Source organism: Lelliottia sp. RWM.1 (assembly GCF_016859735.1).
Taxonomy (GTDB): domain Bacteria; phylum Pseudomonadota; class Gammaproteobacteria; order Enterobacterales; family Enterobacteriaceae; genus Enterobacter.
Genome location: NZ_WLVC01000003.1, coordinates 203,320 through 227,456, shown reverse-complemented (window position 1 = coordinate 227,456; position 24,137 = coordinate 203,320). Strand labels below are relative to the sequence as shown.

Here is a 24,137-nt window from a genome sequence, read left to right as displayed (position 1 = left end):
CATGACCGATCCTGCCTTTGCGCTTGAACCCGATATTCCGCGTAACGTTCGTATTGCACGCTGGTTGCTTTTTCGTCTGCTGAGCGGCCTTCAGGAAGGCTCACTCACCATTCGTGATGGGGCGCAGGTGTTTCATTTTGGCGATACCTCAGCCGAGCTGCGTGCGGAGGTTCGCATTGTCTCGCCGGGGGTTTACTGGCGTCTGCTCACTGGCGGAAGCCTCGCTGCTGCCGAAGCCTGGATGGACGGCGAGTGGGAGACACATCAACTTACGTCGCTGTTGCAGATGGTGGCGTTAAACTCATCGGTACTGGGACGTCTGGAGTGTGGCTTTCGCTTGCTGGGGAATCCCGCTGAACGTTTACGTCACTGGATGCGGCGAAACCACCGAGTACAGGCGCGGGAAAATATCGCCGCACACTATGACCTGGGCAATGCGTTTTACTCGCACTTTCTGGATGAAGAGTTGCTCTATTCCAGCGCGTTGTTTTCCAACGGTGAACAGGATCTTGGTCTGGCTCAGCAGGCCAAAATGTCTCGCCTGTGCGAACAACTGGAACTGAAACCCAGCGATCATCTGCTGGAAATCGGTACGGGCTGGGGGGCGATGGCGGAGTACGCCGCCCGTCACTATGGCTGTCGTGTTACCACCACCACGTTGTCGCAGGAGCAGTACCAGTGGGCAACCGAGCGGATCGCCCGGTCGGGGTTGCAGGACAGGGTGCAGGTTCTGTTATGTGATTACCGTGATCTGACGGGCGAGTATGACAAGCTGGTTTCGGTTGAGATGATTGAAGCCGTTGGGAAACGTTACTTACCCGCTTTCTTCCGTACCTGTCAGGCTCGTCTTCGCTCAGGTGGAAAAATGACGATCCAGGCCATTACCATCCAGGATCAGCGCTACCGGGATTACAGCAAGAGCGTCGATTTTATCCAGCGCTACATTTTCCCCGGCGGTTTTTTGCCGAGTATTACAGCGATGAACAATCTGATGACCCGTCATACAGATTTTGTCGTTCGCAACGTGTTTGACATGGGACCTGATTATGCCCGCACACTGGCGCACTGGCGGCAGCGTTTTGTTCACGCCTGGCAGGATATTGAAAAACTGGGCTTTGATGACCGCTTCCGCAGAATGTGGCTCTACTACTTTGGTTACTGCGAGGCCGGATTTAACGCACGTACCATCAGCGTGGTACAGCTTACGGCGGAACGTGTATGAAGCGCTATGTACAGGTTTTTCTGATGGCGGTTGCGTTCGATCTCTACTGGACGCTGGTGGTGCTGTTTCGTGAACGTGGCCTGTTTTTATGGCTTGGCCTGGCTATCCTCGCCTGCATCATGCTGTCACCTGCACACCGTCTTTACGCAGTATTGCTGGCCGTTGCTGGCTGCACACTGGATGCATTCTGGGTGCTGACCGGGCTTATCGATTTCAACGGCGACGGGCTGTTGCCATTGTGGATGGTGGCCTTGTGGTTAATGTTTGCCACTGTCTGGGCAGGTCTGACCTGCACGGCGACGATCCCTGGGTGGATACTGGCTCTGCTGGCAACGGTTGGTGGACCGGTGGCGTATGTCATTGGTCACCATCTTGGCGCTATCACCTTTCTGGAACCGAGCGTCATTGTCGTCAGCGTGATGTCCCCTGGCTGGCTGGTTCTGATGCTGTTTTTCCATATGTTGATGAGGAAACGGCAATGAGAACCTCATTACTGCTGATGCTGTGGCTCACAGGCATCGCGACGGTACATGCCGACGATTGGCTAACCTGGCAAAAGGTGGGCGATGCAACGCTGACCTGGGGGCCGTTTACCCTCTACACCTCTGAGCTTTGTACGCCAGATGGCCGATATACCGGTCCCTCGCAGGATCAGGCACTGATCATTCGCTATCAACGCAATATCGACCGTGAGGCACTGGTCGATGCCACCCGTGAACAGTGGCAGGCGCAGGGCATTCTGGCGCGTGAGCCGCAGAGCGAGCAGTGGCTTCGCATGCTGCTGTCACTTTGGCCTGATGTGGCATCAGGCACGCAACTGGCCTTCGTGTTCGAAAATAAGCAAGGCCAGTTCTGGTATCGCGCATCTGCGGCGCAAAAAAACTTTATCCGCCTGGGACCTCGTCAGTCAGAAGCGTTCAGCACGCAATTTCTGGCGATCTGGCTTAGCCCACGCACTACATACCCTGATCTGCGTCAGCAGTTAATGGGAGGCAGGAAATGAAACGCACCCTGATACTCGGTCTGACGCTCATGATGTTGCTGGTGGGCTGTAGCGCGGAAATAAATGATTACCGACCCCAACAGCCCACACTCGATATCTTCCATTTTTTCCAGGGGAAAACGGAAGCGTGGGGCATGGTCCAGGGTCGCAGCGGCAAACAACTGCGTCGCTTCCATGTCGAGATTAATGGCGACGTCGTAGGCGATACGCTGACGTTGAACGAACGCTTCCTCTATGACGATGGCGAGAAACAACAGCGGACGTGGTACATCCGCCGTATCAGCGCCGATCGCTACGAAGGTACGGCGAGTGATATTGAGGGGGTAGCGACAGGTCAGGCCGCGGGCAATGCCTTCAACTGGCGCTACAGCATGAACATTAACACCAGCGGCAGCACCTTGCTTTTGCATTTTGATGACTGGATGTATCTGCAAGACGGCACGCATCTTTTTAATAAAACCGAGATGAAGAAATTTGGGGTTACCGTTGGAACGGTCACGCTTTTCTTCACCCGAAAAGAGCAGTAAAGAGGATAGCGCCATGAACACTCAACCTGTTATTGGGATCAGCGGATGTTTAACTGGTTCGGCTGTGCGGTTTGACGGTGGACATAAACGGATGAGCTTTGTGATGGACCGGCTGGCACAGTGGGTGATGTTCAAACCGGTTTGTCCGGAGATGTCCATTGGTCTGCCTGTTCCCCGGCCCGCACTGCGCCTTGTGCAAACCCCCGAAGGGGAGACCCGGATACGTTTTAGTAAAACGCCCAACGACGATATGACCGAAAAGATGGCTACTTTCATCGACACCTGTCTTCCTCAACTGGGCGGTCTGGCCGGTTTTATCGTCTGCGCCAAATCCCCTAGCTGTGGCATGGAGCGCGTGAGACTGTACGACGAGCAGGGCAATCGTGGGCCAAAAGAGGGCGTGGGTATTTTTACCGCGTCATTACTGGAGAAATACCCGTGGCTGCCTGTTGAAGAGGATGGACGCCTGAACGATCCGGCACTGCGGGAGAACTTTGTCGAACGCGTGTTCGCCCTGCATGAACTCAATTCGCTGCGGGCTAACGGCCTGACTCGTCGTGCGTTGCTGGATTTCCACAGCCGTTACAAGCTTCAGCTTCTGGCGCATCACCAGGCTGGCTACCGTGAAATTGGCCCCTTTGTCGCCTCGTTACATGAATGGGACGATCTGGACGCTTTCTTCGTGGCGTACCGCGAGAAGCTGATGACGATCCTGAAAAAAAATGCCTCACGGAAAAACCACACGAACGTGCTGATGCACATTCAGGGCTACTTTCGTGACCAGCTAAATACCCGTCAGCGCGGCGAACTGCGTGAGGTGATCCTCCACTATCGCGCCGGGGTGTTACCGATACTTGCCCCGTTGACACTGCTGAAACATTATCTGGCGGAATATCCTGATCGGTATTTGCAGACGCAGAACTATTTTTCCCCTTACCCGGAGGATTTAGCCCTGCGCCTGATGGCTTATTAAGTTTTTATAACGAGAAGTCCTGACTAACCCTCAAGGACCTGTGATGTTCAACTTTTAGACGACACCCTCACTGTCGTCTTTTTTTTGCGTTCATTGCAGCGTATTTAATTCGGTTTCACGATTTTATTGATAACAGGCAGCAGTGCGTTAATTAATTCCGAGGGTGAAACAGGGTCTGAATCGGGCGTCCATGCATTCTGGAACTCTGCGATTTCCAGACCAATGATGGTTGATTCCGCCAGCAGGGAACAAGCCTGTTCCAGATCATGAAGCGTCATTCCCTGCGGATGAACGTAGTCTGTGGGGACAATTCCCGGCTCCATGACATCGCAATCAAGATGAATATAGACAGGGCGTCCGTTTATGTTTTGACGTAATTGTTCAAGATAATTGTCACCTAATGGAATATACGCCACGCTGTTTTCAGCAATACATTTTTTCTCGAATGCATCCAGATCCCGTTGCCCCACGAGGATAACGGATGCAAGGGAGAAACCGCTACCGAGCCCTGAATCCCAAAGTCCTGTGGGACCTGAAAGCGCCAGCCCCCCTAAATAACCGCTCTCGGTTGATGACGGCGTATTGAGATCGGCATGCGAATCAAACCAGACAATACAGGCATCAGGACGGTATTTCGCAAGGGCGGGTAGTGTTGCCAGCGAAACAGCGCAGCGACTGGTGGCGGCAAGAGAACGCCCGCCATGCGTAAAAACGCTCTCCATATGCGCCTTCATCTTTTTTAAATCCGGCATCGCAGCGGTTAATTCACTTGACCAGCCTGTATTCAACGCGGGAGCCGGTTCCCCAACGGAAACAGGATTTAACCCGGTGATGTCTGACAGCCATTTTGCCAGCGCCAGGGCTCCGGGAATGGCGAGGTCATTATGATCGCCAGCCCGTCCCTGGAAATACGTGAGTGTTGTTGTCATGAATTTACCCTTTAGCCACGTTTATTGATTGAATACAGGTTGATGAAAATAATGGGTTAAGGCAAATTAATTAAAATTCAGATGCGTAAGAAAAACTTAAGATGAAACTCAATTACTCTTTTTTAGAGACGTTTATGGCGATTATCCGGAATGGGAGTTTTGAACTGGCCTCCCGAAAATTGCATATCACGCCTTCAGCGGTGAGTCAGAGGATCCGGGTGCTGGAAGAAGAGGTTGGGCAGGTATTAATTATCAGGGGCAGTCCCTGTCAACCCAGCCAGGCGGGCATGGAGCTGTATCAATATGCTGAAAAAATAGAATTACTGGAAAAAGATTTTTTCGCCGTTCAGGAGAAAAAATATCAGGGAAAAGCGGTAGTTGCGGTTAATGCGGACTCAGTCGATGGCTGGTTCTTGTCTGCAATAAATACGGCATTCAGGGAGCAAAACATTGTTGTTGATGTGCGAATCGAAGACCAGGATTACAGTGCAACCTTGCTGCAAAAAGGCGAAGTTATGGCTGCCGTAAGTGCCGATCCCACCCTTGTTCAGGGATGCAAAGTTGAGTACCTGGGGACCATGCGATATAAAGCCTACGCTTCTGTTGATTATTATGCGGAATATTTCCGCGACGGTATTTCTGAAAAAACGCTGAAAAATGCACCGGTAATTATGTTTAATCACAAGGATGATCTTCAGAATAAATTCATCCGGAAGGTTATATCGTGTGATATTGAGCCACCGTCACAATATATACCCTCAACATCGGCCTATCTTCACGCAGTTTTGCGCGGACTGGGGTGGGGGATGCTTCCCGAACACCTTTCTGAACCTTTTCGGGATAAGGGAATACTGGTCGAAATAGCAGAGGGTAATCCTGTCGATACCCGGTTATATTGGCATCGATGGAGTTTAAAATTGACCTTGTTAGAACGTCTTAGTGAATGTGTTCACGTTGCTGCACGTGAAGCGCTTCGCGAATGATCTCTCCAGCGGTCTTTGGCGCGGGTTGGGTACTTAACAGGAGAAACGCAGATGCCGTCGCATCCGATACGACACATTATTGAATCATGTGACCGGGCGATCTCAGCAAAAGATTATGATGCGCTGATGGATCACTATGCTGAAGATGCCGCGCTGGTGATTAAGCCCGGCATGATTGCGACCGGAAAAGAGAATATTCGCAACGCTTTTATGGCCATTTCTGATTATTTTCAGGGGCAGTTGGTTGTTGAGCAGGGCGAAATGCAGATTATCGAAGGTGGAGGGAATGCGCTGGTGATTATGGAAACGTTGCTGCGTTTTCCTGATGGTCAGGGTGGGATGGCAGAGACAACGCGCCGGGCAACCTACGTCTTTCGACAAGAACATGACAACCGCTGGCGCTGTACCGTCGACAATTCTTATGGAACGTCGCTTCTGGATCCTGAATCTGCCTGATTTATACCAACAGCATCGACGATTTCGGGTCGATGCTGTTTATCCATCAACCTGGCTTACATCACCTGCAGCAATGTGTCCATCAGGCCCGGAAAGCGGGCGTCAAGATCGTCTCTGCGCAGTGAAATCATATTTTCCCGCCCCTGAGGTCGTTGCCAGATCACGCCGCTGTCACGCAGCACCCGCCAGTGGTGTGTCATCGTGGATTTCACCACATCTTCCGGACGCAAGGCGTTGCAATTCAGTTCACTCCCGTCGGCAAGCTTACGGATAATCGCCAATCGGAGCGGGTTTCCAAGGGCGAAAAGCACGTTTTCAAGCTGTATTTGTTCGGGTTCTGGATGGTTTGGGATCATAGTTTTCCTGCGTCTGATATCAGATTGAGCTATATCAACAATAGGTCAATCAGTAAAAAATAGTTCGATTATACTCGTACAATAGGACTATTATAGCAAACGAACGAACATCAGGCCATCCTGGCCTTTCATTGCATGTCAAACTGACTAAGGATCTATCATGCCCCGACCCATCCCTCTCGAACGTTATCGCAACATCGGTATCTCCGCGCATATCGATGCCGGTAAAACGACCACCACTGAGCGCATCCTGTTTTACACCGGTATGAGCCACAAACTGGGTGAAGTCCACGATGGCGCGGCAACAACGGACTGGATGGCGCAGGAGCAGGAGCGCGGGATCACTATCACGTCTGCTGCCGTGAGCTGTTTCTGGCCGGGTATGGACAGAGGTTTTGAACCGCACCGGATCAATATCATCGACACCCCAGGGCACGTGGATTTCACCATTGAAGTGGAACGTTCCATGCGTGTGCTTGACGGCGCAGTGATGGTGTATGACTCGGTTGGTGGCGTACAGCCGCAATCGGAAACTGTGTGGCGGCAGGCCAACAAATACCATGTGCCACGTCTGGCTTTCGTCAACAAAATGGACCGCCCGGGGGCTGATTTCTTCCGTGTAGTGCAGATGATGCAGGACCGTCTGAAAGCGAACCCGGTTCCGATTGTGATCCCGGTCGGTGCAGAAGAACATTTCACCGGTGTGGTTGATCTCATTAAAATGCGCGCCATTTTGTGGGACGACGCAACCCAGGGGATGACCTTCAGTTACGGTCCCGTTCCGGATGACCTGCTGAGGACGGCGCAAACCTGGCGCGAGAAAATGGTGTCAGCCGCCGCTGAAGCCAGTGACGAGCTAATGGATAAGTATCTGGAAACGGGCGAACTTGATGAAGCTGAAATCATCAAGGGGTTACGTATCCGTACTATTGCGGGGGAGATCCAGCCGATGTTGTGCGGCAGTGCCTTTAAAAACAAAGGGGTACAGCGCATGCTCGATGCTGTTGTCGAGCTGATGCCGTCGCCACTGGACGTGCCTGCGATTGATGGCCTGGATGAAAAAGGTCAGCATGCAGAACGACATCCCTCTGATGACGAGCCGTTCTCCGCGCTGGCGTTCAAACTGATGACTGACCCGTATGTCGGCCAGTTGACCTTTATCCGCGTCTATTCCGGCGTGCTGAAAAAAGGCGATGCGGTTTATAACCCGGTGAAGGGCAAGAAAGAGCGCATTGGCCGTATTGTGCAAATGCACGCGAACGATCGTCATGAAGTGGACGAGTTGCGGGCGGGCGATATCGCGGCCTGTGTAGGATTAAAAGATGTCACCACGGGTGACACGCTCTGCGACCCGGATGCCGTGATTACGCTCGAAAGAATGGAATTCCCGGACCCGGTTATTTCACTGGCGATCGAGCCGAAAACCAAGGCCGATCAGGAAAAAATGGGCATCGCGTTGCAGCGCCTGGCGGCGGAAGATCCGTCATTCCGTCTGCATACTGACGAAGAGTCTGGCCAGACGATTATTTCCGGTATGGGCGAACTGCACCTGGAAATCATTGTTGACCGCATGAAACGTGAGTTTGGCGTTGAGGCGAATATCGGACGTCCGCAGGTGACTTACCGTGAAACCTTGCGCAAAGCCGTGAAAGACATTGAAGGGAAATTTGTTCGTCAGTCCGGCGGGAAAGGGCAATACGGACACGTTGTCCTCAGTCTTGAACCGCTTGCGGCGGGGAGTGGCTTTGTTTTCGAAGATGCCACCAAAGGCGGTGTGGTTCCGCGTGAGTACATTCCATCTGTGGAAAAAGGGCTACGCGAAGCGATGAACACAGGTGTGCTGGCGGGTTATCCGGTTGTTGATGTGAAAGCGACGCTGACATTTGGTTCGTATCATGATGTCGACTCGTCTGAAATGGCCTTCCGCATGGCGGCGATCTTTGGCTTTAAAGAGGGGGCGCGTAAAGCTGACCCGGCGATCCTCGAACCGATCATGCATGTGGAGGTGGAAACACCGGAAGAGTACGCCGGGAATATCATGGGCGATCTCTCTTCCCGTCGCGGTATGGTGCAGGGGATGGAAGAGCGGTATGGCAGCCAAATTATTCGCGCCGATGTCCCGCTGGCCGAGATGTTTGGCTATGCCACCACGCTGCGCTCCATGTCACAAGGGCGTGCGACTTACAGCATGGAGTTCCACCATTACGCGGAAGCACCACGCAATGTGGCGGATGAGATTATAGCGCGGCGAGTGAAGAGTTAATCAGTCTGACACGGTGGCCATAAGGCTGCCGTGTCATTTCTATTAAAGAGAAGTAGCGAATGCAGCTTCGAAAACATCCACCGATTCCTGTCATAACGATAAGCATGAGATGTTATGGAAAACCATTATATTTCAGCTGGATATGATTGACTTAATCAATCCGGTGCTTTCACCATTTTCCCACTGGTTACAAAGGTTCCGGCGCCCAGATGGTGCAGCGTGTTCAGTTTGTCATCATCAAATTGCCAACGACCTGCGACAAATGCACGCTCATCCGCTGCGGCAGACACCACTTCGCCAAACAGGGTGTCATATTTCTCTGCGGCTGAAGTGACTGGCAATAAACGGCACTCCATCCACGCCAGACATTTCTCTTCAATAACCGGCAGACCCAGTTCCGGGCCATTCACCACCGGGATCCCGTAGCAGTTGAATTTATCTTCGTCACGACCACTGACACTGCCCACTGCGTAGGTCCAGTTAGCGGCGGCAACGCCTGGGATCACAATGCCAAACTTGCCACTGCGCTCAATCAGTTCGCGTGACCAGGCGCTTTTGTCGACCACGATTGCGATACGAGGCGGCTCAAATTCGACGGGCATCGACCAGGCTGCCGCCATCACGTTGCGACGGTTAATGGTTTCATCCCGGCTGGTGATCAGCACCGTCGGGCCATGATTAAGCAAGCGGCTGGCATGTTTTAAATCGACAGGGCGGAAGTGGCTCATCGTTATTCCTCTTATATGTGCTTGCTGGCATTAAACGACTGAAGTGCAGAGGAAATCAAGACGCAACATTAGCGTCATGTATTCGTCACACTGGCTGCCTACAGTGGCGGGCAGTAAATCCCAAAGAGGATAACAATATGCTCACGTCAATAACGCTTAAAGGCGTCTCGTACGCTTTTGGTGCGAACACTGTTTTGAATCAGATCGATCTGCACATTGAGGCGGGCAGCGTGGTTGCGCTGCTGGGTCCATCAGGCTGCGGGAAAAGTACGCTCTTACGGCTGCTGGCCGGGCTATCACACCCCGCACAGGGTGAAATCCATTTTGCTGAACGTCAGGTGGCGAAAGCAGGCTGGTCCCTGCCTCCAGAGGCTCGCGATATCGGTATGGTCTTCCAGGACTACGCTCTGTGGCCGCATATGACGGTCGGGCAGAACGTGGCCTTTCCCCTCAGGATGCGTAATATCCCTCGTCAGGAACGCGAAAGCCGCGTCATGCAGGCTTTAGCGCGTGTCGGGCTGGGAGAGTTTGCTGCACGAAAACCTGCTGGCTTATCGGGCGGACAACAACAGCGCGTGGCGCTGGCGAGGGCGATTGTCGCTGAACCCAGGGTGCTGCTGTTTGACGAACCGCTCTCCAACCTTGACAGCGAACTGCGTGAATCGCTGAGCCTGGAGATGTCGTCGTTGTTGCGCCAGCTCGGGACCACTGCCGTGTACGTTACCCATGATCGCCGGGAGGCTGAAATCCTGGCCGACCGCATCGTGCATTTATCTGCTGGCAGCATCGCTGCCGATCGTTTGATTTCAACCTCAGGGGAGTTCGCATGAAAACCACCATGTCCGTGAAAAAAGGAGTTTTGCTCGCAATGGCGTTATCGTCCGTCATGATGTCCAGCGCCCATGCGCTGACGGTATACACAGCAGGGCCAGGGTCACTGGCGAAGAATCTGGCGACCGGGTTTGAAAAGAAAACCGGCGTGAAGGTCGATATCTTCCAGGCGACCACCGGAAAAGTGATGGCCCGTCTTGAAGCCGAGCAGGCTAACCCGCAGGCCGATATTCTGATCTCTGCCTCCTGGGACACGGCGGAAGATTTACATACGCGCGGCTGGTTGTTGCCGTACCAAAGTGCGAATGCAGAGAAGGTTCCGGCTGAGCTTAAAACCGCTGACTATGTAGCTCAGGGGGTATCAGCACTGGGGATCGTCTGGAATACCAAAAGCGGTACGCCGGAGCCAAAAGAGTGGCAGGACCTCACCTCCGGGGCCTTTAAAGACAAAGTGACTACGCCAGATCCGGCGTTATCAGGCGCCTCACTTGATTTGCTGATCGGTCTGCAAAACGGCATGGGGGACAAAGCCTGGGCGCTATTTGATGAGCTGAAGAAAAATGGCATGGTCGTCAGCGGCCCAAATGCCCAGGCGGTCACACCGGTCATGCAGGGGGCGAAAGCCGCTGTATTTGGTGCGGTGGATTATGTCTCGTATGGCAACATTAGCCAGGGCGAATCCCTGAAAGTAATCTTCCCGGCCAGCGGGACAGTGATTGCGCCACGCCCGATGATGATCCTCAAATCCTCGCAACACGCAGATGATGCAAAAGCCTTTGTCGACTATGTTCTGTCGCCGGAAGGTCAGGCCATGGTGGCCGACGCCTGGCTGATGCCTGCGCGTGAAGACGTGAAGGCCAAACGCCCGCTGTTGAATGAGCTGAAAATCCTGCCGACCAGGAGCGATGGTTCAAGCGTGCGCAGCGAGATCCTCAAGCGTTTTAACACCCTTTTCGCCCTCTAAATTACCCGACGGGGGGCAACCCCCGTATTCAGGAACGTCTCGTGAATCAACGAATTTTGTCCATGATGACGCTGGCACTGCTGGTGATCCTGGTCGCGCTTCCGCTCTCATTTATCGTGTTTCAGGCCGTATTTCCCCAGTTCAGTGCAGGCTCACTTCAGGGGGCGTTTAGCGGTGTAACCGTGTTACTGGCGGAGCCGCAATTACCGGCCATGCTGGGCGGTACGTTGCAGATAGCGCTGGGCGTCGCGCTGGTGAGTGCCCTGATAGGTTTCCCGCTAGGTGTGGCTCGTGGATTGTTTGCGCTGCCACTGCCACGCATGTGGGATCTCCTGTTCCTTATTCCTTTTTTAACGCCGCCCTATATTTCTGCGTTGTCGTGGATGCTGGTTCTGCAAACCAACGGCTATCTCCAGCAGTTAACCGGCCTAAACCTGAATGATTTACTGTTCAGCAAAACCGGTATTGTTCTGGTGATGGCGCTGAATATTTTTCCGGTGATCTATTTTGCCGTCTCGCGCAGTTTGCTGGCGAGCGGCCAGCGACTGGCACTGGTCGCCCGCGTGCATGGTGCAAGTGCCGGAAGGGCATTCTGGCATATCACATTGCCGATGCTTTCTCCGTCACTGGCGGCGGGGATGTTACTGGCGTTTACGCTGGCGATTGAGGAGTTCGGCGTACCCGCAGCGTTGGGTACGCGAGCCGGAGTGGTGATGCTCACCACCGATATCGAGAAAAAACTGGCGGACTGGCCGGTTGATCTTTCCGGGGCCTCGATGTTGTCGGTGGTCCTCGTGGTCATTGCGCTTTGTGCATGGGGTGTACAGAAAAAACTGACAGGTCAGCATGATGTTACCAGCATCACCGGTAAGCCGACGGAAAACACGGGGGCACATGCCGGGGTGTATGCGCTGCCGATGGTGATAATCATGGGCAGCGTCGGGATCATCGCGGTGATTTTGCCGGGACTCTCCATGGCACTTTCTGGAGTGCTGGGCACATTATCCGGCGGTGTGACACTGTCAAATGTGACAATGTCACATTACGTGGCGCTCTTTAGCCAGCAAGGGGATGCGCTTGCGGCGTTAGGAACCAGCCTGTCGCTGGCTCTTGGCGCAGCGTGTCTCACGGGAGGGTTAGGGTTATTGGCCTCCTGGCTGGTCGTTGTTCAGAAGATAAAAGGGCGCGGCGCGCTTGATGCGCTATCGCTGATGCCTGCCGCACTCCCCGGAATTGTTGTCGGTGTCGGGTTGATCCTGCTCTGGAACCGCCCCGGCTTGCCCGTGTCGCCTTACAATACCTGGGTCATTCTGTTGCTGTCCTATTGTTGTTTGTTGCTTCCGTGGCCGGTACGTTACGTCAGCAGTGCGTTGCGACAGTTGGGGGGGAATCTGGAGCCTGCCGCCCGCGTTCACGGTGCTTCTGCGTTTCAGGCGTTGCGCTTTATTGTCATGCCGCTGGTTTCGCCTGCACTGCTGGCCGCGATGCTGATGGTGTTTGCCATTGCTTCACGCGAGCTGGTGACATCTCTGTTACTGGCTCCGGCAGGAACGCAGACGGTGTCGGTGTTTATCTGGCGTCAGTTTGAGCAAGGTTCCGTCGGACAAGGTATGGCCATGGCGACGTTGACGCTTTTGACCGGGCTGGTTTTGATGCTGAGTGCACTCGGGATCATGCAGCGTAGCGCGCGCGGATAAAAAAGCACTTTTGCACCAGTGAGCGGATAAAAATAGTTTATAAACAGGGAATATCTAAACAAGGAAGCTCAAATATGTCTCCATTTCTGAACGCGTATTTCGCCCGTACGGGCTGGCAGAAGCCCGTTTCGGTCGATCTTGATACCCTTCGCGCCTTGCATTTGCAGCACAACGGCGCGTTTCCCTTCGAGAATATTGACGTCGTTTTGCCGCGAGAGATTCACCTCGATGACCAAAGTATCGCTGACAAACTGGTTACAGCCCGGCGTGGCGGATACTGCTTTGAGCAAAATGGTCTTTTTGAGCGCGTTTTACGTGAAACCGGTTTTAACGTTCGCAGCGTTCTGGGGCGCGTGGTGCTGTCTGCTCCGCCTCAGATGCCGCCGCGCACCCACCGGTTGCTGCTGGTCGAAGTGAATGGCGAACGCTGGATCGCCGATGTCGGGTTTGGCGGGCAGACGCTGACCGGGCCAATCCGTTTACTCGCCAATGAGGAGCAGGCCACGCCGCACGGTCTGTACCGTCTGCTGAGTGAAGGCAACGACTGGGTTTTACAGTTCCGCCATCATGAACACTGGCAATCGATGTACCATTTTGATCTGACGACGCAATATTTTAGCGATTATGTGATGGGCAATTTCTGGTCGGCCCACTGGCCGCAATCGCATTTCCGCCACCATCTGTTGATGTGCCGTCATCTCCCCGACGGTGGCAAACTGACGCTGACCAACTTCCATTTTACCCACTGGCAGGGTGCGCATGTGGAAGAGCAAATCCACTTACCGGATGCTGAGGCTCTTTACCAGTTGATGCAGGAGCGCTTTGGTTTGGGCGTTGACGATCCTAAACACGGTTTTTCGCTGGCAGAACTGACGGCGGTCATGGCCGGGTTTGATACCCATCCGCAGGCGGGGAAATAGCTGTAATTCCCTCTCCGAAAGGAGAGGGATGTTGGCACAGGGGTTAACGTACCAGTATTGTTTTCCCCTCCCGGTCAATCGATCTCGTTGGAATAGTAAAGCGATCTATACCAATTAATGTACAAAAGAGATCATGCGTAAAAATTTTATTTCCAAAATACCATGAGTGGGTCGGCATTCCTTTTATTCCATTGGGTTCATCCTGTTCGCGAATCGTTGAATCGTCTTCCAGCAGTTTAAAATAGTCAGTGCAATCGACATTAATCGCATTTGCCGGGGCGTCATCCGGAAGACCCACCCGCCCCACACGAGGGGCAACCCCTGCACGTTTCACGTTAGATATATCCAGCGCCTGGTCGCGTCGGCTTGAATAGTTGGTCAGACGAATGCAGTGGCGATAAATGGAGTCACTTCTTGGGTCCGGGGTTGACATTGTTCCGCTGGAAACATCTCCGGCAACAAAAATAATCTGGCTGACTTTCCAGGCACTGTTAGGCAGGTTGGTATCATCCGCATCATCAAAGGCTTCCGTTAAGACATAAGCTCCTGTTGAATGGCCTAAAACATGAATGTTAATTGGACAGTCTGGTTTTTGCCTGGCGGAGACATAGGCAATGCCCTCCGACATAAGCCGCATCGCGGTGAGTTTTGCCTTGTGGCGATCGGGCAAATACGCGAGGGCTTTATCGTCGCAAGGCCAGTCAAATGAGACCACAATGCCCTTGAAACCAAATTCAGATAATCCGTTTGCCAGAAGCCGATGGCGCTCAACCACTTCGCTTTCGCTCATATTGTATCCATGGGCAGAAAACAGCAGGTCACCGCGCTTTTCGCCTTTTTCGTTTTGCCATTGTGCGCCCTGAGTGATCTTGTTAAACCACACTTCTGCCGGGACGGCATGGCCCGGACTTGGGTCCTGTCCATCAGGGACGATCAGATAATGGGTATCGCCGACATCAGCGGTAAATTTTCCTCTGGATACTTTACGAACAGACATGACATAGGATGGCATGATTATCTCCCACGATTAGACAATAATGTATGGTGTCTTATATACAGATTAGGCAGGACTTAAAGTGACAGGCATTTAAAACGCCGTAGCGCTTTAAATAACGTCAGATTTGTTTTTATATTAGCTGGTTGCAGGGTGAGTGATGTTTTTTATTTTTACAGGATGATGGCGATCTCATTTTTTTAATATTTTAAATGAACATATTTGCGGCGTGAATATAAGGAGTGTGGTGTTTGTTATTCGCGGAAAATAAAAGGTCTGCTGCTATTACCCGTAAAAACAGACCTTTTGACCGCTATATGGAAACACTTATCTCCGCGACCGTACCACCTGATACCTGCGGGTTAAATATTCCACTGGCGCACTCCACACATGTACCAGGCGGGTGAACGGAAACAACAGAAAGATAGTCATCCCCAGAACCAGATGCACACGGAAGATAAAGGCCACGCCATCAAGATAGGCCGAGGCTCCGCCGTGAAACGTTACCACCGCCTGCGCCCAGTCCACCAGTTTCAGCATTTCACTGCCGTCGGGGTGTTGCGCAGAAAAGGGGATTGTGGTGAGTCCCAGGATGCACTGCACCAGCAGCACGCAGAGGATCAAAATATCGGCGGTGGAGGAGGTTGCGCGAATACGGGGATTGGTCAGGCGGCGAATCAGTAATCCAGCGCCTCCCACCAGCGTGAGTACGCCGCATATGCCACCCGCGATCATCGCCATCAGCTGTTTCTGCGACATCGGCAGAAACCAGGAGTAGACCCAGTGCGGGGTCAACATTCCGAAGAGATGCCCGAAGAAGATCCCCAGAATTCCGATGTGGAACAGGTTCGACCACAGCACCATCCCGCGTTTGTCCAGCATCTGACTTGATGAAGCCCGCCAGGTGTATTGCCCGTAGTCGTAACGTAGCCAGCTTCCCAGAAAAAACACCGTACCGCACAGGTAAGGGTAGATATCGTAAAAAAAGACGTTGAGGTATTGGATCATTTTGGGCCTCCGGCACTGACGTCCACGTACTGCGGTGCAACGTCCTGGCTAAAGCGTCGTTGATATTGCTGCATCGGTGAACTGTCACACGATGTGGCGTTGTCTTCGATAAACTTCACCTGTTCCTCTTCCCAGACCGCATCCAGCGCCTGTCGTGTATCATCGCGCGCTTCCGTTGCGACCTGTCTGTTGACGCTGTCACTGGTTAACGGGCTTCCCGCAAGAGAAAGAAGCGTATCAAATAGCTGATAATGCGCCACATCACGCTGCTTTAAGCGTCCGCCAATCAGGGCCAGGATCGGCGCGATATTTTGTAGCCCTTCCCGCGCCTCGTTATCGGTGACGATACTCAGGTATTCCAGGTAGAGCGGCAGGTAGTCCGGTAACTCGCGGCAGTCCAGCTGTAACCCGGCTTTCTCGTATTGGCCCATCAGATCCACCATCGCCTGGCCGCGATCGCGGGACTCGGCATGTACATGCTCAAACAGCAGTAATGACGTCGCACGTCCCCGCTCAAAGACTTCGCACCACTGTGCCTGTTTATCCAGCAAGGGGGCGTCCAGGTGTTGCTGTGCAAAGGGCTGTAGCCGGGGGAGGTCTCGCGCTATCAGGGATAGCGCTTCATCACGGCTTTCCCAGAGCACCTCGTCAGGGTATTCAATCAGCAGGGCGATGATTTTGAGGATCTGCATTATTCTCCCTCCCCATGTTCACGCACTTCGGCAATGTTGATGGCATCAATGCGGTGACTGTTGAAGAGGTTGAATTTTGTATCGGACCCGTGGCAACCGTCCCCAAAGGTAAAGCCGCAGCCGTTTTTCTCCGGGAAGGCATCGCGCGCCATTTCGCGGTGGCTGGTCGGGATCACAAACCGGTCCTCGTAGTTGGCAATAGCGAGGTAACGATACATCTCTTCGACCTGCTCCACGCTCAGACCAACCTCTTCGATGGCGCGGGTGTCGGTCACGCCTTCCACGGTTTGCGAGCGTTTATAGTGGCGCATCGCCATCATGCGTTTCAGGGCACGCAGAACCGGACCGGTATCGCCTGCGCTGAGCATATTTGCCAGGTATTGCACCGGAATGCGCAGACTTTCCACCGCAGGCAGAACGCCATCACTCTTAGGCAAGCCACCTGCATCGGCATAAGACTGAATTGGAGACAGCGGCGGTACATACCAGACCATCGGCAAGGTGCGGTACTCCGGGTGCAGCGGCAGGGCGAGTTTCCAGTCCATTGCCATTTTGTAGACCGGCGAACGTTGTGCAGCCTCAATGACGTTTTGCGGAATGCCTTGCTTGAATGCCTCTTCGATGACTGCCGGGTCGTGTGGGTTCAGGAACACATCGCACTGGCGTTCATAGAGGTCAGTTTCGTGTTCGGTGCTGGCGGCCTCCTCAATACGATCTGCGTCGTACAGCAACACACCGAGGTAGCGAATGCGTCCGACACAGGTTTCCGAGCAGACGGTCGGCTGGCCGGATTCAATGCGCGGATAGCAGAAAATGCATTTTTCTGATTTTCCACTTTTCCAGTTGAAGTAGATTTTTTTGTAGGGACAGCCGCTGATGCACATCCTCCAGCCACGGCATTTGTCCTGGTCGATCAACACGATACCGTCTTCTTCACGTTTATAAATGGCGCCACTTGGGCAGGTTGCCACACAGCTTGGGTTCAGACAGTGTTCGCACAGGCGTGGCAGATACATCATGAAGGTGTTTTCAAACTGCCCGTACATCTCCTTCTGGATCGTATTGAAGTTACGGTCACGGGCGCGTTTTTCAAATTCGCCGCCGAGCAACTCTTCCCAGTTAGGGCCGCCGGTGATTTTATCCATGCGTTTACCGCTAATCAGCGAGCGTGGGCGGGCGGTTGGCAGGTGGTCGCCTTCTGGCGCACGGTGCAGGTCCTGATAATCGAAAGTGAAGGGCTCGTAATAGTCGTCAATGCCCGGCAGGGAGGGGTTCGCGAAGATTTTTGACAGCACGCCCACGCGCCCGCCAAGACGCGGCGTGAGTTTGCCTGTAATGCTACGAACCCAGCCGCCTTGCCACTCTTCCTGATCTTCCCAGTTTTTCGGGTAACCGATCCCCGGTTTGGTTTCGACGTTGTTAAACCACGCATATTCCATACCTTCGCGTCCGGTCCAGACGTTTTTGCACGTCACCGAGCAGGTATGGCAGCCAATGCACTTATCGAGATTCAGTACCATTCCAACCTGTGAGCGTATCTTCATTTTTTCGCCTCCTGTACCTGATCCCGACCTTCACCATCCAGCCAGTTAATGTTTTTCATTTTGCGGATCATGATGAACTCGTCGCGGTTCGAGCCGACGGTTCCGTAATAGTTGAAGCTGTAGGCCAGCTGGGCATAGCCGCCAATCATGTGAGTCGGTTTCGGGCAGACGCGCGTGACCGAATTATGGATCCCACCACGGCGTCCTGTGACTTCGGAACCCGGAATATTCAGAATGCGTTCCTGAGCGTGGTACATCATGGTCATCCCTGGCGGGACTCGCTGGCTGACCACCGCCCTGGCGGTGAGTGCGCCGTTGGCATTGAAGGCTTCAATCCAGTCGTTATCTTCAATCCCAAGCGCTTTGGCGTCGGTTTCGCTGATCCAGACAATCGGCCCGCCGCGCGACAAGGTTTGCATCAGCAGGTTTTCACTGTAGGTGGAGTGAATGCCCCATTTCTGGTGAGGCGTCAGGAAGTTCAACGCTTTTTCCGGGAAGCCGTTTGGCGGGATCTCGCGCATGTGGGTGAGACTTCGGGTATCAATCGGTGGACGGTAGGCCACCAGGCTCTCGCCAAAGGCCCGCATCCACTGATGATCCTGGTACAACTGCTGACGACCGGAGAGCGTGCGCCACGGGATCAGCTCATGTACGTTGGTATAACCTGCGTTGTAGGAGACATGTTCGCTTTCAAGACCAGACCAGGTTGGGCTGGAGATGATTTTGCGTGGCTGAGCCTGGATATCGCGAAAGCGGATCTTCTCGTCTTCTTTGTTAAGCGCCAGGTGCGTGTGTTCCCGCCCCGTCAGTTGCCCGAGCGCTTGCCAGGCTCTGACGGCCACCTGGCCGTTGGTTTCCGGAGCAAGGGCGAGGATCACCTCTGAGGCGTCAATCGCGGTGTCGATGCGCGGACGGCCTTTCGCCGGGCCATCGGGCTTGACGTAATTCAGCTTCCCGAGAAAATCGACCTCGTGTTGGGTATTCCATGAAATGCCTTTACCGCCATTACCGAGCTTATCCATCAGCGGGCCAAGGGCGGTAAAGCGTTCGTAAGTGTCCGGGTAATGACGTTCGACTACGGCAATAGAGGGGGCGGTTTTTCCCGGGACTAAATCGCATTCGCCTTTGCGCCAGTCCTGGATATCAAACGGCTGGGAGAGTTCCGCCGGGGAGTCATGCTGTAACGGCTGGAGTACCACATCGGTTTCGGTTCCCAGATGGCCGACGCACACCTCAGAGAAAACCTGAGCCAGGCCTTTGTAAATATCCCAGTCGCTGCGGGATTCCCATGCAGGATCAACGGCGGCTGAAAGAGGGTGAATAAACGGATGCATATCCGAGGTATTCATGTCGTCTTTCTCGTACCAGGTCGCCGTTGGCAGAACGATATCGGAGAACAGGCAGGTGCTCGACATGCGAAAATCAAGGGTCACCAGCAGATCCAGCTTGCCCTCAATGGCGGTGGTCTGCCACTCCACCTCTTCGGGTTTGACGTCGTCAGTGGAACCTAACGCATCACCCTGAATACCACTTTCTGTCCCGAGCAGGTACTTAAGCATGTACTCGTGGCCTTTTCCGGAGGAGCCGAGCAGGTTAGAGCGCCAGACAAACAAATTTCGCGGATGGTTTCTGCCGCTATCTGGCTGCTCGCAGGCAAAGCGAATATCCCCCGACGTTAACGCCTGGACGGTGTATTCCTGGGGCGTCATTCCGGCGGCGTCGGCGCGAGCTTTGATGTGTAACGGGTTGAGGTTAAGCTGTGGGGCCGAGGGCAGCCAGCCCATACGCTCTGCACGAACGTTAAAGTCGATCAGGTGGCCAGTAAATTTCGATGCATCGGCCAGCGGTGAAAGCAGTTCCTGCGCGGTCAGTTTTTCATAACGCCACTGGCTGGCATGGTTGTAAAAATAAGACGTGCTGTTCATCTGACGCGGCGGACGGTTCCAGTCCAGGGCAAAGGCGAGCGGCAGCCAGCCTGTCTGTGGGCGGAGTTTTTCCTGGCCGACATAGTGCGACCATCCGCCTCCGCTTTGCCCGACACAACCGCAGAAGACCAGCATGTTGATCATTCCCCGGTAGTTCATATCCATGTGATACCAGTGGTTCACCCCCGCGCCGAGGATGATCATTGAACGACCGTGGGTTTTATTGGCGGTATCGGCAAATTCACGGGCGATTTGTTCTATCTGATGACGAGGAACGCCCGTGATCTGCTCTGCCCAGGCAGGGGTGTAGGCTGTGATGGCGGCGTAATCTGTTGCCGCGTTGCTATCCTCAAGCCCCCGATCCAGACCATAGTTTGCCAGCACCAGATCGTAGACGCTGACGACGCGTTTTTGGCTGCCGTCTGCCAGCGTCAGCGTCTTGCTGGGCACGCGGCGAATCAACACCGGCTCTTGTTTCACGCTGCGAAAATGCGGGTTTTCATTGCCGCCAAAATAGGGGAAAGCGACGTCGGCGATGCTATCGTGGGTGATCAGCAGTGAGAGTGTTAGCTCGGTTTCCTGGCCCGCTGATACGGATTCGAGATTCCATTTGCCTTTTTCACCCCAGCGAAAACCAATTGAACCATTGGGCACAACCAGGTTGCCGGCAATATTAAAGGCGATTGTTTTCCACTCTGGGTTATTCACCTCGCCAAGCCCGTCTGCCAGATCGGCGGCACGCAGCATTCGCCCCGGTACAACCCGGCCATCGGGCAGTTCATCAAGCAGAACCAGCATCGGCATATCGGTATAACGGCGGCAGTAGTTGAGGAAATACTCGCTCGGATTGTTGAGGTGAAATTCCCTGAGGATCACATGGCCCATCGCCATTGCCAGGGCGCTGTCGGTTCCTTGCTTCGGTGCAAGCCACTGATCGCTGAGTTTGGCCACTTCTGAGAAATCTGGCGTGATGGCAACAGTTTTTGTGCCCTTATAGCGGACTTCAGTAAAAAAGTGGGCATCAGGTGTACGGGTCTGCGGCACGTTTGAGCCCCAGGCAATGATGTAACTGGAGTTATACCAGTCGGCGGATTCAGGAACGTCGGTTTGCTCGCCCCAGGTCATTGGTGAGGCGGGGGGCAAGTCACAATACCAGTCATAAAAACTCAGGCACGTTCCCCCGAGAAGGGACAGGTAACGCGTGCCTGCGGCATAAGAAACCATCGACATTGCTGGAATGGGAGAAAAACCCGCCACACGATCCGGCCCGAACTGTTTGATGGTCCAGACATTCGCTGCCGCAATCAGTTGATTCAGCTCTTTCCAGCTTGAGCGGATAAATCCGCCGTGTCCACGAACTTGCTTGTAGCTCTGGCTTTTTTGCGGATCGCTCTGAATGGCATTCCAGGCCAGCACCGGATCGCTATGCTGAGCCAGCGCCTCTCGCCATAGCTCAATCAACCGGCGGCGTACCAGCGGATATTTGAGCCGGTTTGCACTGTACAGATACCAGGAGTAACTGGCGCCACGCGGGCAGCCGCGAGGTTCATGGTTTGGCAGGTCGGGGCGTGTACGCGGGTAGTCGGTTTGCTGTGTCTCCCACGTCACCAGCCCATTTTTGACATAAATTTTCCAGCTACAGGAGCCTGTACAGTTTACACCGTGAGTGGAACGCACAATTTTGTCGAACTGCCAGCGCTGGCGATAGCTGTCTTCCCAGTCGCGGTTGGTGTGGTACACCTGTCCGTGGCCGTCGGCGAAGGTTTCGCCTTTTTGTTTAAAATAGCGGAAGCGATCCAACAGTTTACTCATGACGTTTCTCCTGACGAGGTGAAAGACTCACCCCGGGGTTACACTGCTCACAAAATGCCGAACGGAAGGTTATTGTTTGATGTGCGATTTGCGGCCATACACCAGCCAGGTCACAAACACGCAGATGACGTAAAACACCAGGAAGACTTTCATGGCGCCCACCGGTGAACCCGTCATCGCCAGTGATGTGCCGAAGGCTTTAGGAATGAAAAACCCACCGACCGCACCAATAGCGGAGATAAAACCAAGCGCGGCGGCGGTTTCGGTGACCGCTTCCTGCTGCGCCTGTTCATCCGTACCGCCTTGTTGCTTCACTCTGGCAAGGGTGATCTGGCGGAAAATAATGGCAATCATCTGGAAGGTAGACCCGCTGCCCAGACCGGCGGTGAGAAACAGCCCCATAAAGACGAGATAGAAAGCGACGAAGTTCCCGGAGCCTGAGCCGGGTAATGTCAGAAAAAGCAGGGCGCTAAACAGAGCCATAAAGATAAAATTGACCAGCGTTACCTGAACACCGCCGAGTTTGTCCGAGATCATGCCACCCGCCGAACGTGCCAGCGCCCCAATCAAAGGGCCAAAAAAGGCAAGGTGCAGAATATTCACTTCAGGAAATTGCGTTTTTGAGAGCATGGCAAAGCCTGCCGAGAAACCGATAAATGAGCCGAAGGTGGCGAGATAGAGCAGGCTCATAAGCCAGAGGTGAAAGCGCTTTAGCACCGGGAGCTGGCTGGCGATGGAGGCTTTAGAACTGGCAATATCGTTCATCCCAAAAAACGCGGCTACGGTTGCCAGGAGCAGGAGTGGGGCCCAGATCCAGGCGGCATTTGCCAGCCACAGGGTTGAACCGTCGTCCTGTGGTACGCCGCGTACGCCCAGGAAGGTAAACATTGGCAGAAAGATAACGAGAGGCGCGACCATCTGCATGACGCTAACGCCGAGATTGCCCAGCCCGCCGTTGATGCCCAGGGCGCTACCTTGCTTTGCTTTTGGAAAGAAAAAGCTGATATTTCCCATGCTTGACGCGAAGTTTGCGCCCGCAAAACCGCACAGCAGGGCAATAACAATAAATATTCCGTAGGGGGTTGCGGTATCCTGCACGGCAATACCGAGCCATACGCAGGGAATAATCAAAATAACTGTGCTTAATACCGTCCAGTAACGCCCGCCGAATATTGGAACCATAAAGGAGTAGGGGACGCGTAATATCGCACCAGAGAGCGAAGGTAATGCGGTTAACATGAAAAGTTGGTCGGTGGTGAAATTAAATCCGACTTTGTTGAGATTAACCGTGACAGCGCTAAATAACATCCATACACAGAAAGCCAATAACAGACAAGCAACAGAAATTAAAAGGTTTCTTCGTGCGATATGTTTGCCTTTATTCTCCCAGAATGCTGCATTCTCAGGTTTCCAGTTACTTAATAGATAATGATTGTTTTTCTCATTTCGTTGTGACATATCGCCCTCTTTCTTGCCCGTAAAAACAGAAAAGTGAAATGAAAACAGATAGATGCCTGGCGTTGCATCGTTAAGGTGATCGGCGTTTTTGGGATGCAATTGAAAGGATAGATAAAAAAGCGAACCCCTGAGTTTAGAAAGGGAATACGGGCTCGCATTATGTGTTACTAATTGTAACTTTTAGCGGTTTTTAATACTCACAAGGGAGTATTAAAACAATTCAAGGCTGATGAGTTTATCAATGTGCTTATTAAATGCTGAGTCATCCATCTCCGGCATATTTAATACATAAATACCGTCGAGTCCGCACACTAAGCCAATAAAACGCCAGGCAATATTTTCTGCTTTGTCGTTGAGGGTAAATTCTTTTGCCTCTGTACCCGCGTGAATAATGTTAACCGTTTCCTGATGCCACATTTCCATTGTCATCACATAGGCACTTTTGATTTCAGGATCGCGGGTGGCCAGAATTTGTGCCTCCCGCCACAGGCGAATGTAGGGTTCAAAGCCGCCGTCATTGCTGCCGAGCATCGCATGCAGGCGTTCACGCCAACTGGCATTTTGTGGGACGATGTCGGCATCCAGCAGTTCGCGGATCAGCCGGACAAACGCCAGCGATTTGAGCTCTCCACCTGAGGCAAAATGGTGGTGGACTTGTCCGGCGGCAACACCTGCCTGTGCAGCGATGCGTCTGACCGTCATAGCGGCCAGTCCTTCGGTTAACGCGACGCACATGGCGGCCTGAAGGATCGCTTCCCGACGCTCTTCCTTGCTCAAATAACTCATTTCATCTCACTCTCAATGGCGGCGAAACGAGTGTAACAAAGAGCTGGACAAGTGTTCAACTTTACG

General features: G+C 53.4%; 22 protein-coding genes. 12 read left to right on the top strand and 10 right to left on the bottom strand.

Features of this window, described 5'->3' with window-relative positions:
* The first annotated feature begins 1 nt into the window (after position 1).
* Genes GF617_RS04355 through GF617_RS04335 form a run of 5 tightly spaced genes read left to right on the top strand, consistent with a single transcriptional unit; the run spans position 2 to position 3,725 of the window.
* A complete protein-coding gene (locus tag GF617_RS04355) occupies positions 2 to 1,222 on the top strand; it encodes a cyclopropane-fatty-acyl-phospholipid synthase family protein (RefSeq protein WP_203451169.1) in 1,221 nt (406 codons plus the stop codon).
* Complete coding sequence (locus GF617_RS04350) at positions 1,219 to 1,704, top strand: DUF2878 domain-containing protein (protein ID WP_203451168.1); 486 nt, start codon at positions 1,219 to 1,221, stop codon at positions 1,702 to 1,704. The genes GF617_RS04355 and GF617_RS04350 overlap by 4 nt, the downstream gene beginning before the upstream one ends.
* A complete protein-coding gene (locus GF617_RS04345; RefSeq protein ID WP_181623597.1) occupies positions 1,701 to 2,225 on the top strand; it encodes a hypothetical protein in 525 nt (174 codons plus the stop codon). The genes GF617_RS04350 and GF617_RS04345 overlap by 4 nt, the downstream gene beginning before the upstream one ends.
* Positions 2,222 to 2,752 carry a DUF3833 domain-containing protein gene (locus tag GF617_RS04340; RefSeq protein WP_203451167.1) on the top strand — a complete coding sequence of 177 codons (531 nt, stop codon included), beginning with the start codon at positions 2,222 to 2,224 and terminating at the stop codon, positions 2,750 to 2,752. The genes GF617_RS04345 and GF617_RS04340 overlap by 4 nt, the downstream gene beginning before the upstream one ends.
* 13 nt (positions 2,753 to 2,765) lie before the next feature.
* A complete protein-coding gene (locus GF617_RS04335; RefSeq protein ID WP_203451166.1) occupies positions 2,766 to 3,725 on the top strand; it encodes a DUF523 and DUF1722 domain-containing protein in 960 nt (319 codons plus the stop codon).
* Between the two features lie 104 nt (positions 3,726 to 3,829).
* Here GF617_RS04335 and GF617_RS04330 read toward each other — a convergent pair whose 3' ends face one another.
* Positions 3,830 to 4,654: an arginase family protein gene (locus GF617_RS04330; RefSeq protein WP_203451165.1), complete on the bottom strand. Its 825-nt coding sequence runs from the start codon at positions 4,652 to 4,654 to the stop codon at positions 3,830 to 3,832.
* A gap of 101 nt (positions 4,655 to 4,755) precedes the next feature.
* On the opposite strand from GF617_RS04330, the gene GF617_RS04325 reads away from it, so the two are divergent.
* The gene (locus GF617_RS04325; RefSeq protein ID WP_203451164.1) at positions 4,756 to 5,637 is read left to right on the top strand and encodes an ArgP/LysG family DNA-binding transcriptional regulator; all 882 of its coding nucleotides are present in this window, start codon (positions 4,756 to 4,758) and stop codon (positions 5,635 to 5,637) included.
* A 51-nt stretch (positions 5,638 to 5,688) separates the two neighbouring features.
* A complete protein-coding gene (locus tag GF617_RS04320) occupies positions 5,689 to 6,093 on the top strand; it encodes an SgcJ/EcaC family oxidoreductase (RefSeq protein ID WP_203451163.1) in 405 nt (134 codons plus the stop codon).
* A gap of 56 nt (positions 6,094 to 6,149) precedes the next feature.
* On the opposite strand, the gene GF617_RS04315 is transcribed toward GF617_RS04320, so the two are convergent.
* Positions 6,150 to 6,449, bottom strand: a complete 300-nt coding sequence (locus tag GF617_RS04315) for a helix-turn-helix transcriptional regulator (protein ID WP_203451162.1) — start codon at positions 6,447 to 6,449, stop codon at positions 6,150 to 6,152.
* A 160-nt stretch (positions 6,450 to 6,609) separates the two neighbouring features.
* On the opposite strand from GF617_RS04315, the gene fusA reads away from it, so the two are divergent.
* Complete coding sequence (fusA, locus tag GF617_RS04310; protein WP_181623590.1) at positions 6,610 to 8,712, top strand: elongation factor G; 2,103 nt, start codon at positions 6,610 to 6,612, stop codon at positions 8,710 to 8,712.
* A gap of 155 nt (positions 8,713 to 8,867) precedes the next feature.
* Here the strand turns inward: fusA and GF617_RS04305 are convergent, their stop codons facing one another.
* Positions 8,868 to 9,440, bottom strand: coding sequence for a flavin reductase family protein (locus GF617_RS04305; RefSeq protein WP_181623589.1), 573 nt, complete (start codon positions 9,438 to 9,440; stop codon positions 8,868 to 8,870).
* A gap of 137 nt (positions 9,441 to 9,577) precedes the next feature.
* Between GF617_RS04305 and GF617_RS04300 the strand changes: the two genes are divergently transcribed.
* The 4 genes from GF617_RS04300 (at position 9,578) to nhoA (ending at position 13,852) form a co-directional block, all read left to right on the top strand.
* Positions 9,578 to 10,270 carry an ABC transporter ATP-binding protein gene (locus tag GF617_RS04300; protein WP_203451161.1) on the top strand — a complete coding sequence of 231 codons (693 nt, stop codon included), beginning with the start codon at positions 9,578 to 9,580 and terminating at the stop codon, positions 10,268 to 10,270.
* Positions 10,267 to 11,235 carry an ABC transporter substrate-binding protein gene (locus tag GF617_RS04295; protein ID WP_203451160.1) on the top strand — a complete coding sequence of 323 codons (969 nt, stop codon included), beginning with the start codon at positions 10,267 to 10,269 and terminating at the stop codon, positions 11,233 to 11,235. The genes GF617_RS04300 and GF617_RS04295 overlap by 4 nt, the downstream gene beginning before the upstream one ends.
* 41 nt (positions 11,236 to 11,276) lie before the next feature.
* Entirely contained in the window at positions 11,277 to 12,932 is a 1,656-nt protein-coding gene (locus tag GF617_RS04290) for an iron ABC transporter permease (protein WP_181623586.1), read from the top strand.
* Between the two features lie 74 nt (positions 12,933 to 13,006).
* Positions 13,007 to 13,852 carry an N-hydroxyarylamine O-acetyltransferase gene (gene nhoA / locus GF617_RS04285; protein ID WP_203451159.1) on the top strand — a complete coding sequence of 282 codons (846 nt, stop codon included), beginning with the start codon at positions 13,007 to 13,009 and terminating at the stop codon, positions 13,850 to 13,852.
* A 43-nt stretch (positions 13,853 to 13,895) separates the two neighbouring features.
* Here nhoA and GF617_RS04280 read toward each other — a convergent pair whose 3' ends face one another.
* The 7 genes from GF617_RS04280 to GF617_RS04250 all read right to left on the bottom strand — a co-directional run bounded on the left by GF617_RS04280 (position 13,896) and on the right by GF617_RS04250 (position 24,071).
* A complete protein-coding gene (locus GF617_RS04280; protein ID WP_181623584.1) occupies positions 13,896 to 14,864 on the bottom strand; it encodes an alpha/beta hydrolase in 969 nt (322 codons plus the stop codon).
* Positions 14,865 to 15,173: 309 nt separating this feature from the next.
* Positions 15,174 to 15,854: a respiratory nitrate reductase subunit gamma gene (gene narI / locus GF617_RS04275; protein WP_181623583.1), complete on the bottom strand. Its 681-nt coding sequence runs from the start codon at positions 15,852 to 15,854 to the stop codon at positions 15,174 to 15,176.
* The gene (gene narW / locus GF617_RS04270) at positions 15,851 to 16,546 is read right to left on the bottom strand and encodes a nitrate reductase molybdenum cofactor assembly chaperone (protein WP_181623582.1); all 696 of its coding nucleotides are present in this window, start codon (positions 16,544 to 16,546) and stop codon (positions 15,851 to 15,853) included. The genes narI and narW overlap by 4 nt, the downstream gene beginning before the upstream one ends.
* The gene (narH, locus tag GF617_RS04265) at positions 16,546 to 18,090 is read right to left on the bottom strand and encodes a nitrate reductase subunit beta (protein WP_181623581.1); all 1,545 of its coding nucleotides are present in this window, start codon (positions 18,088 to 18,090) and stop codon (positions 16,546 to 16,548) included. Before narH ends, narW begins: the two co-directional genes overlap by 1 nt.
* The gene (locus tag GF617_RS04260) at positions 18,087 to 21,827 is read right to left on the bottom strand and encodes a nitrate reductase subunit alpha (protein ID WP_203451158.1); all 3,741 of its coding nucleotides are present in this window, start codon (positions 21,825 to 21,827) and stop codon (positions 18,087 to 18,089) included. Before GF617_RS04260 ends, narH begins: the two co-directional genes overlap by 4 nt.
* Before the next feature lie 69 nt (positions 21,828 to 21,896).
* Positions 21,897 to 23,285 (bottom strand): NarK family nitrate/nitrite MFS transporter, encoded by a 1,389-nt coding sequence (locus GF617_RS04255; RefSeq protein WP_181623579.1) that lies wholly within the window; start codon positions 23,283 to 23,285, stop codon positions 21,897 to 21,899.
* A gap of 210 nt (positions 23,286 to 23,495) precedes the next feature.
* Entirely contained in the window at positions 23,496 to 24,071 is a 576-nt protein-coding gene (locus GF617_RS04250; RefSeq protein WP_203451157.1) for a TetR family transcriptional regulator, read from the bottom strand.
* Between the last annotated feature and the right edge of the window lie 66 nt (positions 24,072 to 24,137).

Coding starts and splice junctions, on each gene's coding strand:
- nhoA (WP_203451159.1), top strand. CDS start 13,007: ATGTCTCCATTTCTGAACGCGTATTTCGCCCGTACGGGCTGGCAGAAG.
- GF617_RS04335 (WP_203451166.1), top strand. CDS start 2,766: ATGAACACTCAACCTGTTATTGGGATCAGCGGATGTTTAACTGGTTCG.
- narI (WP_181623583.1), bottom strand. CDS start 15,854: ATGATCCAATACCTCAACGTCTTTTTTTACGATATCTACCCTTACCTG.
- GF617_RS04300 (WP_203451161.1), top strand. CDS start 9,578: ATGCTCACGTCAATAACGCTTAAAGGCGTCTCGTACGCTTTTGGTGCG.
- GF617_RS04325 (WP_203451164.1), top strand. CDS start 4,756: ATGAAACTCAATTACTCTTTTTTAGAGACGTTTATGGCGATTATCCGG.
- GF617_RS04255 (WP_181623579.1), bottom strand. CDS start 23,285: ATGTCACAACGAAATGAGAAAAACAATCATTATCTATTAAGTAACTGG.
- GF617_RS04295 (WP_203451160.1), top strand. CDS start 10,267: ATGAAAACCACCATGTCCGTGAAAAAAGGAGTTTTGCTCGCAATGGCG.
- narH (WP_181623581.1), bottom strand. CDS start 18,090: ATGAAGATACGCTCACAGGTTGGAATGGTACTGAATCTCGATAAGTGC.
- GF617_RS04320 (WP_203451163.1), top strand. CDS start 5,689: ATGCCGTCGCATCCGATACGACACATTATTGAATCATGTGACCGGGCG.
- GF617_RS04345 (WP_181623597.1), top strand. CDS start 1,701: ATGAGAACCTCATTACTGCTGATGCTGTGGCTCACAGGCATCGCGACG.
- GF617_RS04350 (WP_203451168.1), top strand. CDS start 1,219: ATGAAGCGCTATGTACAGGTTTTTCTGATGGCGGTTGCGTTCGATCTC.
- GF617_RS04340 (WP_203451167.1), top strand. CDS start 2,222: ATGAAACGCACCCTGATACTCGGTCTGACGCTCATGATGTTGCTGGTG.
- GF617_RS04305 (WP_181623589.1), bottom strand. CDS start 9,440: ATGAGCCACTTCCGCCCTGTCGATTTAAAACATGCCAGCCGCTTGCTT.
- narW (WP_181623582.1), bottom strand. CDS start 16,546: ATGCAGATCCTCAAAATCATCGCCCTGCTGATTGAATACCCTGACGAG.
- GF617_RS04355 (WP_203451169.1), top strand. CDS start 2: ATGACCGATCCTGCCTTTGCGCTTGAACCCGATATTCCGCGTAACGTT.
- GF617_RS04250 (WP_203451157.1), bottom strand. CDS start 24,071: ATGAGTTATTTGAGCAAGGAAGAGCGTCGGGAAGCGATCCTTCAGGCC.
- GF617_RS04315 (WP_203451162.1), bottom strand. CDS start 6,449: ATGATCCCAAACCATCCAGAACCCGAACAAATACAGCTTGAAAACGTG.
- GF617_RS04280 (WP_181623584.1), bottom strand. CDS start 14,864: ATGCCATCCTATGTCATGTCTGTTCGTAAAGTATCCAGAGGAAAATTT.
- GF617_RS04330 (WP_203451165.1), bottom strand. CDS start 4,654: ATGACAACAACACTCACGTATTTCCAGGGACGGGCTGGCGATCATAAT.
- fusA (WP_181623590.1), top strand. CDS start 6,610: ATGCCCCGACCCATCCCTCTCGAACGTTATCGCAACATCGGTATCTCC.
- GF617_RS04260 (WP_203451158.1), bottom strand. CDS start 21,827: ATGAGTAAACTGTTGGATCGCTTCCGCTATTTTAAACAAAAAGGCGAA.